This is a genomic window from Kitasatospora sp. NPDC127111 (genome assembly GCF_042677465.1).
GTDB lineage: Bacteria > Actinomycetota > Actinomycetes > Streptomycetales > Streptomycetaceae > Kitasatospora.
This window is the reverse complement of record NZ_JBHXTG010000162.1, coordinates 1-3,348: the sequence shown is the minus strand read 5'-3', so window position 1 is coordinate 3,348 and position 3,348 is coordinate 1. Positions and strand designations below refer to the sequence as shown.

At 75.1% G+C, this 3,348-nt stretch carries 3 protein-coding genes; all 3 read left to right on the top strand.

The genetic code is table 11. From position 1 onward, the window contains the following. On the top strand, window positions 1-426 hold a 426-nt coding region (locus ACFVHB_RS40000), incomplete at its 5' end, for an electron transfer flavoprotein subunit alpha/FixB family protein (protein WP_380332890.1). 187 nt (window positions 427-613) lie between these two features. After that, entirely contained in the window at window positions 614-2,035 is a 1,422-nt protein-coding gene (locus ACFVHB_RS39995) for an acyl-CoA synthetase (RefSeq protein WP_380332888.1), read from the top strand. Between the two features lie 287 nt (window positions 2,036-2,322). Continuing rightward, window positions 2,323-3,228 carry a C40 family peptidase gene (locus tag ACFVHB_RS39990; protein WP_380332886.1) on the top strand — a complete coding sequence of 302 codons (906 nt, stop codon included), beginning with the start codon at window positions 2,323-2,325 and terminating at the stop codon, window positions 3,226-3,228. Window positions 3,229-3,348 lie beyond the last annotated feature (120 nt).

Below are 3,348 nucleotides of genomic sequence, written 5' to 3'. Positions count from 1 at the left end.
GCCGCCAAGGTCGTCTCGCGCACCCCGCGCGTCTCCACCGGCCGCCCCGAGCTGACCGAGGCCGCCATCGTGGTCTCCGGCGGCCGCGGCGTCGGTGCCGCCGAGGGCTTCGGCGTGGTCGAGGAGCTGGCCGACGCGCTCGGCGCGGCCGTCGGCGCCTCGCGTGCCGCCGTCGACGCCGGCTGGTACCCGCACACCAACCAGGTCGGCCAGACCGGCAAGCAGGTCTCCCCGCAGCTCTACATCGCGGCGGGCATCTCCGGCGCGATCCAGCACCGGGCCGGCATGCAGACCTCGAAGACCATCGTGGCCGTCAACAAGGACGCCGAGGCCCCGATCTTCGAGCTGGTCGACTACGGCGTGGTCGGCGACCTGTTCGCCGTGCTGCCGCAGCTCACCGCCGAGGTGAAGGCCCGCAAGGGCTGATCCACCGCGACCGGCAGACGCCAGGGCGCGTCCGGGACCTCCCGGGCGCGCCCTGGCGCGTTTCCCCGGGCTCCGGAGCAGGGCCGTCGGAAGGCTCCGGGACGGCCGGACGCGCGCCCCGTAGAGTCGGGCCGACCACCGGTGACGACACGACGGCCGACCGCGAGCAAGGGGCGAGGACAGCGGAATGACACTCCTGACGGCACTTCAGGGCGACCACGGCGACAGCGGCGACGCGCTGCGGATCGACGGCCGCGCACTCTCCCGCGAGCGGCTGCTCGGTGCGGCGACCGCGGTCGCCGACCGGGTGGCCGGCGCCCCCGCGCTGGCGGTGCTCGCCCGGCCCACCGCCGAGACCGTCGCCGCCGTGGTCGGCGGGCTGCTGGCCGGCGTACCCGTGGTGCCGCTGCCGCCCGACTCCGGCCCCAAGGAGCGCGCGCACATCCTGCGCGACTCCGGCGCCGCCCTGCTCGCGCACGCCGCCGGGGACGCGCTGCCGGAGGACACCGGGGTCGCCGGACTGCCCGTCGACCTGGCGGAGCGTTCCGCCACCACGTACGCCGAGCCCTTCCCGGACGCCGCCGCGTTCGTGCTCTACACCTCCGGCACCACCGGCGCGCCCAAGGGCGCGGTGATCCGCCGCTCGGCCGTCGCCGCCGACCTGGACGCGCTGGCCGAGGCCTGGGCCTGGACCGCCGACGACACCCTGGTCCACGGACTGCCGCTGTTCCACGTGCACGGCCTGGTGCTCGGCGTGCTCGGCGCGCTGCGCACCGGCAGCCGGCTGGTGCACACCGGGCGGCCCACCCCGGCCGGCTACGCGGCCGCCGGCGGCAGCCTGTACTTCGGCGTGCCGACCGTCTGGTCCCGGCTGGCCGCCGACCCGCAGGCCGCCGGGCGGCTGGCGTCGGCCCGGCTGCTGGTCTCCGGCAGCGCCCCGCTGCCGGTGCCGGTCTTCGCGAAGCTGGCCGAGCTGACCGGCCACGCCCCGATCGAGCGGTACGGCATGACCGAGTCGCTGATCACCGTCTCCACCCGGGCGGACGGCGAGCGCCGCCCCGGCAGCGTCGGACTGCCGCTGGCCGGCGTGCGGACCAGGCTGGTCGGCGAGGACGGCGAGCCGGTCCCGTCCGACGGCGAGAGCGTCGGCGAGCTGCAGGTCGCCGGACCGACCCTGTTCGCCGGCTACCTCAACCGGCCGGACGCCGACGCCGAGTCCTGGACGGCGGACGGGTGGTTCCGCACCGGGGACGTCGCGGTGATCGGCGAGGACGGCTTCCACCGGATCGTCGGCCGCGCCTCGGTCGACCTGATCAAGAGCGGCGGGTACCGGATCGGCGCCGGCGAGGTGGAGGCCGCCCTGCGCGACCACCCGGCGGTCGCGGACGCCGCCGTGGTGGGCGTGCCCGACGAGGACCTCGGCCAGGCGGTGGTCGCCTACGTCATCCCGGACGGGGCGGTGACGGGGGACCAGCTGACGGCCTTCGTGGCGGAGCGGCTCTCGGTGCACAAGCGCCCCCGGAAGGTGGTGCTGGTGCCCGAACTGCCCAGGAACGCCATGGGAAAGGTGCTGAAGAAGCAGCTGCTGGCGGAGTCGGCGCACGGGTGACGGGAGGTCATCCGAGCGGTCGTCCGATGACGGCCGCTCACCTGACCGCCCGTCGCCCCGCTCACCATCCGTGAACCCTTCCTTTGGCGCACTCCACTGCGCGCCGTGCGCGGACGCGTGCCTACCGTGACACGCAGGCAGAACCGCATATCCGGACATATCTGGACGACATGTCGCGGCTTCCGGTCGCAGGATCACCGGGAGCCGCGGCTTGTCCGCCGGAGGCCGGAGCAGCTCCGCCGTTTCCGCTCAGCACAGCAGTAGAGCCAGCAAAGGAAGACAGCAGGATGACGACCGTCAACACCGGCGCACCGGGTGCCGCCGACGACCCGACCGGGCAGCACGCCACCACCACCGACGCGCGGCCGCGTGCCGCCCGTCCGTCCCGCGCGGCGCGGGTCCGCCGCGGGATAGCCGCGGTGGCCGTGATCGCGGCCGGAGCCGGCGTGATCGGCCTCGGCACCGGCGTGGGCAGCGCGGCCGCCGAGCCCGCGCCCGCCCACGCCGGGTGGGACGGCTCGCGGTACTGGTTCAAGAACAGCCAGGGCCAGTGGCGCTGGACCACGCACTACGACGTCTACAAGGCCAGGACCGGGGGTGGTTCCTCCTCCGGCTCCTCGTCCGGGTCCTCGTCGTCGTCCGGCGGGATCAAGCAGGGGTGGGACGGCTCGCGCTACTGGTTCAAGAACAGCAAGGGCGAGTGGCGCTGGACCACGCACTACGACGTCTACCTGGACCGGACCGGGGGCGGATCCTCGTCCGGCTCCTCCTCCGGCTCCTCGTCCGGGTCCTCGTCGTCGTCGGCGGACTCCGCCGCGCCCGCGGCCGACGGGGACGTCGAGACGGCGGTGCAGTTCGCGCTCGCCCAGCTCGGCAAGCCGTTCCGGACGGCCGGCAACGGGCCGGACGGTTACGACTGCTCCGGCCTGGTCCAGCAGGCCTTCCGGCGCGGCGGGATCGACCTGCCGCGGGTGGCCAACGACCAGTACGCGGCGACCACGCCGGTCAGGGCGAGCCAGCTCCGGCGCGGCGACCTGCTCTTCTGGTCGCCCGACGGCACCGCGCGGGGCATCCAGCACGTGGCGATCTACCTGGGCAACAACCAGTACGTGGAGGCCGCCCGGCCGGGCACCAACATCCGCATCTCGGGCATCAGCAGCGGCTACTACCCCGACTTCATGGGCCGCCCCTGAGGTCTGCCGCGACCGCCGCGGCCGGCACGCCCGCCGTGACCGCCGTGACCGCCGCGACCCGCACGAGGGCGATCGACACGGCTTCCGGGCCGGCCGGGAGGCAGCTCCTCCCGGCCGGCC

Bases quoted from the DNA above. Each gene is read 5' to 3' on its own strand.
- ACFVHB_RS39990 (WP_380332886.1), top strand. From the start codon at position 2,323: ATGACGACCGTCAACACCGGCGCACCGGGTGCCGCCGACGACCCGACC.
- ACFVHB_RS39995 (WP_380332888.1), top strand. From the start codon at position 614: ATGACACTCCTGACGGCACTTCAGGGCGACCACGGCGACAGCGGCGAC.